The organism is Streptococcus oralis, from assembly GCF_001579025.1.
Classification (GTDB): domain Bacteria; phylum Bacillota; class Bacilli; order Lactobacillales; family Streptococcaceae; genus Streptococcus; species Streptococcus oralis_X.
In genome coordinates this window covers 469277-474516 of sequence record NZ_KQ970235.1, presented here as the reverse complement: position 1 = coordinate 474516, position 5240 = coordinate 469277, and the positions used below count along the sequence as shown (strand labels likewise).

General features: G+C 41.5%; 5 protein-coding genes, 1 tRNA gene and 1 other RNA gene. 1 reads left to right on the top strand and 6 read right to left on the bottom strand.

The genetic code is table 11. The annotated features are described in order from the left end of the window. Together SORDD27_RS09580 and SORDD27_RS02165 are read right to left on the bottom strand one after the other, a co-directional pair. Window positions 1-665, bottom strand: a 665-nt coding sequence (locus tag SORDD27_RS09580) for a 1-phosphofructokinase (protein ID WP_081103376.1), incomplete at its 3' end; no start/stop codon positions are given. Beyond that, window positions 662-1402, bottom strand: a complete 741-nt coding sequence (locus tag SORDD27_RS02165; RefSeq protein ID WP_061427067.1) for a DeoR/GlpR family DNA-binding transcription regulator — start codon at window positions 1400-1402, stop codon at window positions 662-664. The genes SORDD27_RS02165 and SORDD27_RS09580, both read right to left, overlap by 4 nt. A 161-nt stretch (window positions 1403-1563) precedes the next feature. Between SORDD27_RS02165 and SORDD27_RS02160 the strand changes: the two genes are divergently transcribed. Continuing rightward, window positions 1564-1651, top strand: a tRNA-Ser gene (locus SORDD27_RS02160). A gap of 273 nt (window positions 1652-1924) precedes the next feature. Here SORDD27_RS02160 and ssrA read toward each other — a convergent pair. The 4 genes from ssrA to SORDD27_RS09575 form a co-directional block, all read right to left on the bottom strand. Beyond that, window positions 1925-2272, bottom strand: a transfer-messenger RNA (tmRNA) gene (gene ssrA, locus SORDD27_RS02155). 58 nt (window positions 2273-2330) lie between these two features. After that, a complete protein-coding gene (locus SORDD27_RS02150) occupies window positions 2331-2966 on the bottom strand; it encodes an SGNH/GDSL hydrolase family protein (protein WP_061427065.1) in 636 nt (211 codons plus the stop codon). A 1-nt stretch (window position 2967) separates the two neighbouring features. After that, window positions 2968-3795 carry a Cof-type HAD-IIB family hydrolase gene (locus tag SORDD27_RS02145; RefSeq protein ID WP_061427063.1) on the bottom strand — a complete coding sequence of 276 codons (828 nt, stop codon included), beginning with the start codon at window positions 3793-3795 and terminating at the stop codon, window positions 2968-2970. 23 nt (window positions 3796-3818) lie between these two features. Then, a complete protein-coding gene (locus tag SORDD27_RS09575; RefSeq protein WP_081103327.1) occupies window positions 3819-5138 on the bottom strand; it encodes a CapA family protein in 1320 nt (439 codons plus the stop codon). Window positions 5139-5240 lie beyond the last annotated feature (102 nt).

The following is a 5240-nucleotide window of genomic DNA, read 5'->3' as shown; positions in this document are numbered from 1 at the left end:
CCGTCCCCAGCCATAGAGATAATAACGTTTTGAGCACCTTTAGCCAGTAACTCTCGCGCGTATTTCTCAATTTCATCTAAACTATTGAGTTCAACTCCAAAGATAGCTCCCAGTTCGTGATTATTTGGCTTCACCAAAAGTGGCTGGTAGTCTAAACTATCAATCAAGGTCTGTCCTTCAAAATCACAAACGACTTGCGCACCAGTCTGGCGTGTCAAGGCAATCAAATCCTTATAGATAACATTGCCTAGGTTCTTAGCACTCGAACCTGCAAACACAACCGTATCTTCTGCGGTCAAACTAGACAAAATAGCTTTCAACTCTTCTAGCTGATCCGGTTCCACATTTGGACCCGTTCCATTGATTTCTGTTTCTTGGTCTGCTTTAATCTTGACATTGATACGAGTATCTTCTGCTACTTGAACAAAACGTGTCTCAATTTGCTCTTCAGCCAAAGTATCTGTGATAAATTTACCAGTAAAACCTCCGATAAATCCAGTCGCAGTATTAGGAATATCCAAGCGCTTCAAAACACGGCTAACATTGATTCCTTTCCCACCAGCAAACTTATCATCACTATCCATACGATTGATACTGCCGACTTGAACTTGCTCCAAGCGCACGATATAGTCTATGGATGGATTAAGTGTGACTGTATAAATCATACTTCTATTACCTCCGTTTTCTTCTTAATAGCCTGCAAGAGCTCATGCCCTTGACTTGTGATGACAATAGCGCGTTTAAGTGGTGCTACCTTGGCAAAGCAAGTTTGTCCAATCTTAGACGAATCGACTAAGACATAGGTTTGTTTGGCATTCTCTAAAATAGCACGCTTAACGGCTCCCTCCTCCATATCAGGAGTCGTATAATAACCATCGTCTACACCATTCATCCCAATAAAGGCACGGTCAAAGTGCAATTGATTGATTTGGTTAAGAGCAACACCACCGATACATGCATCTGTTGCCATCTTGACACTCCCTCCAACCATGACAGTTGGAATCTGTTTTTCAACCAACTGAACCGCATGATGGATGGAGTTGGTCACAACTGTGATATTCTTATTAACCAATTCCTTGATTAAAAAAGCAGTTGTCGTTCCAGCATCGATAAAGATAACATCTTGTTCCCTGATAAGAGAGGCAGCTTTCTGAGCCAGTAGCTTCTTCTCTTGAAGGTTTTTGACAGATTTTTCTTGGATGGTTTCTTCTTCCTGCAAGGAGTGAGGTAATTCTGCTCCACCATGTACACGGCGAAGCTTGTTTTCTGCCTCCAACTCATCCAAATCTCTTCGTACTGTCGATTCTGATGTTTCTAATAGACTAACCAATTTTTCTAGGGAAACTACATGATGTTGATTTAATTCCTCTAAAATCAGTTGCTTCCGCTCAGTTTTTAACACCAAATCACCTCCTGTTATCGTTTACACTATTCATTCTAGCACAATCTCTACCAAAGTCAAGCATTTTTTGTCATTTTCTGTCAAATTCTATCATTTTTCTTATTTCCAGAATTTTTATTGCAAGATAAGAGGCTTTATGGTAGACTATTTTAGTAAGTATTGGAAGATTACTCAAGAGGCTTAAGAGGCCGTGTTGGAAACGCGGTAGGCGTGTAACAGCGTGCGTGGGTTCGAATCCCATGTCTTCCGTAGAAAAAAGAAAAACTGCACTTCGATGCAGTTTTATTTTATTTATCATACCTAAAATATTCATTTGCAAAAATCTACAACTTAACAAGTAAAAGAACACTACTTTAATTGGAGAGCGCTTTGCGAATTATATTGATTTCTAGGATACAGCAACATGTTGTATCCTTTGTTGTATCCTTTTTTTGAAAAAGAATGCTAAATAATAAAAAAGAAAAAAATAAAAACGCTGATTTATCAACGTTTTAGAAAGGTTTGCGAAAGAATACGAAATATATATGGAGCCGGTGGGAGTCGAACCCACGTCCAAACACCTGCCAACATATTTGTCTACAACCATAGGTTATGTATTGTTTTAACAGTCCCTCGACACATAACTCAAGTCTAGGAACTGCGAGTCTATTAATCTCTTATCAAACCACTAGACAAGGCTTGATCGTATCTCGCTAATCATAAGACCTGTCATTGAACACGAGCAATCCAAATCAGGTCACGCCTGCTGGTTTTTAGGCAGCTAGAGCGTAAGAAGTGTTATTTTTTGCAGTTATATTTAACTGAGCGTTTACGTCGCCACACGGGTTGCAAAATATGCCTCATAATGCCTGTCGAATCCGTAACGACCCCAGGATGTTAGAACTATTATAACCTATCTTCAAAAAAAATGCAAAATCAAGCCGTTTCTTTAGAAAAGACACCCTTTTAAGGCTTCTGATAAGGCTTGATAACCGGATACACTTAGATGGAGGCCATCCGTTGTATAGGCTGATTGAAGTTGTCCTTCTGAATCTGTCAAACTATCATAAATCGGCACAAAATCTACCTGCATATAGGCGGATGCTAGAGCCTCATAGGCTTGATTCCATTCTCTAATCTTTTCATTGGTTCGGATATAAACAGTCTGCTTGTATCTCTCTCCCTCATTGACTGGCAAAATGGAAAGGAGCTTTATTTGTGACAGCGGATATTCTCGGGCAATCGATTGGATTACACGCTCAAGATTATCCAAGGCTTCATTCATGGGAATATCTTTTCCAATATCATTTGTTCCTATTAGGAGAACAATTTGATCGACAGCATCACCATAAAGATGGGCATCCAAATTCTCTAATAACAATCTCGTCTGATAGCCTCGTATGCCACGATTAACAATCGTCTTGGCAACCCCAAACAACTCTTGCAAAGGGTAGTATTCTACAATCGAATCGCCGATAAAAATCATATCTGGTTCTAGAACAGATACTTGATTCAATTCACGATACTTGGTTTGAATTTTTTCCTGCTCCTTTAAGAGCCAATTCTCTAATAACTGTACTGCCACCCTATCCCTCTTTCTCTAACCACTTTTCTAGAATCTGATAAACCCCCGCCTGGCTGTTAGCTGGAGCTAGGGCAGTTGCAACTGCCTTGGCCTCATCATCAGCATTTTCCATAGCATAGGCAATTCCAGCCATCTCCAACATCTCAACATCATTTTCGCTATCACCAAAAGCCATAATTTGTTCTGATGTCAAATCCCAGCGCTTGAGTAATTCTTCCAATCCCCAAGCCTTGTGAACCCCAGCCTGCAGGATATCGATACAGCCATAACCGCTAGAAACAGCCCTTACACGACCATCAAAGAGGTCATTGATTTCCTGCAAAACTGAACTAGAACGTTCTTCACCAACGACCATGCTCATCTTTAGAACTCCTCCAAAGAGGTCTGAGTTTAGCTCATCCACAAAATTTGTCCTTTGGTAAAGTTTTTCAATCATCTCTGGAGTCATAAATTTTTCCAGATCTGTAAAAACCGTTCCTTCCTTGACAAAACTCCCATTCATACTGGTAACGACAAACTGATCTCGGCACTCTCTCCCTTTAAAATGAAGGAGAGCCTTGTCAACCATAGCATCATCCCAGGTCTGCGCTTGAATCAGTCTATTGTTTTCAAAAATACGCGCCCCATTGGCAACGACTAGAACTACTCTACTCGCCAAGTGCTCCAGTAATTGCCTCATACGGTGGACTTCATTCCCCGTTGCAATGACAAAACGGATATCCCTTTGATCCAGCTGATCTAAAATCCTTTCCAAGCGGGGCAGATCCAGCTGACCTCTCTGGTCTAGCAAGGTTCCATCCATGTCTGTTGCAATCAATTTAATCGTCATCATATCTCCTTTAGGGTGAGCACCTACCACTTCAACCCTACATGTTCATTCATTTCTTTATAGGCCGTGTCAATTCGTTCTTTGGTCGCCTCGTCCAACTTGTCACGATGACTGCCTCCCTCGATGAAGTCCTCTAGGATATAGGTCTGATAGAGGAAAAGCGGATAGCCTTCTGGAGAGTAAGTCCCTTTGGGTGTTCGATTGACCCAAGTAGGATGCGCTTTGGCCGTGTCAATCCTAGTCTTGCCATCTTTTTTCTTAATGGTCACATCCATGAGAACACCGCGCTCCGTCCACTTGGCATTTTCCTCATCTTGCATGGTTTCAATGCGTTGATTTGAGAGGAAATTCCCCATGGAGTAGATAATCAGTTTTTTGTCACCATCTTTTTCAACTGTTTCAGCAGGTTCAACGACGTGAGGATGCCCTCCAAAGATAATATCGGCTCCCCAGTCAATCATCTTGTGGTACAGTGTTTTCTGTTCTTCCGTCGGTTCTAGCTGGTACTCAATTCCCATCTGAGGCATGATGACAGTAATATCCGCTTCCTTCTCCGCACGCTCGATTTCTGCCTTTATCTTATCTTCATTCAGATCAGAAAGATAGCGATTATAGTCCTCTTGAGAGATATACTGCTCAATGCCATTAAAACCGTAGGAATAGGCCAGTAGAGCTACCTTGATACCATTGACTTCCTTGATGACTATAGGGGCTTGGTCACGGGATTCATGTGTGTAGACTCCGATGGGTGTCATTCCAGCCTTTTCAATAGCTTGAGCCGTTGAAACCACTCCCTCAATTTGAGAATCCAAAATATGATTGTGAGCCAAGTCTAGAACTTGGTAGCCTGCATCCTTGATCGCATCCATGACTTCCCCTGGTGCATTAAAGAGAGGATAACCTGCCAAATAGTGGTCCTTATTCACCGTTCCTTCAAAGTCACCAATTACTAAATCAGCTTGTTTGAGCCAGGGTTTTACATACTCAAAATTTTCATGGAAATCATAGGTCCCATCTTCTTTCAGAGCTGTTCGGTAGATGGGGATGTGGTAGAGAAGGTCACCATTCGCCATGATACGTGCCGTCGTTTCACCAGACTGATTTTCCTTGGATTGACTGGAAGTACTTGCAGAATCAAGAGTTTGACTACTAGGACTCGTTCCCTTACTACCTTGTACTGCTCGAACTAATAAGTTCCCCCCCATAGATAAGGCAACTGCAAGCAATAACACAATAATAAACTGGGCATTGGTCCAGGATTTATAATTCCGAAAGAAATCAACACTAGTTCTCCACACCCCATAAAGAGAGTCCTGAGACCGTCTATCTTGTCGCTTTTCCATCTTTATTCCCCCCTTGCTTTTTGGTGCAAGTTTTTTCTTTTATTATACCACAGACAAAAGAAGAATACCGTTTATTATATTATTTTTTAGGAACTTCTGCGG

Bases quoted from the DNA above. Each gene is read 5' to 3' on its own strand.
- SORDD27_RS02145 (WP_061427063.1), bottom strand. From the start codon at position 3,795: ATGACGATTAAATTGATTGCAACAGACATGGATGGAACCTTGCTAGAC.
- SORDD27_RS09575 (WP_081103327.1), bottom strand. From the start codon at position 5,138: ATGGAAAAGCGACAAGATAGACGGTCTCAGGACTCTCTTTATGGGGTG.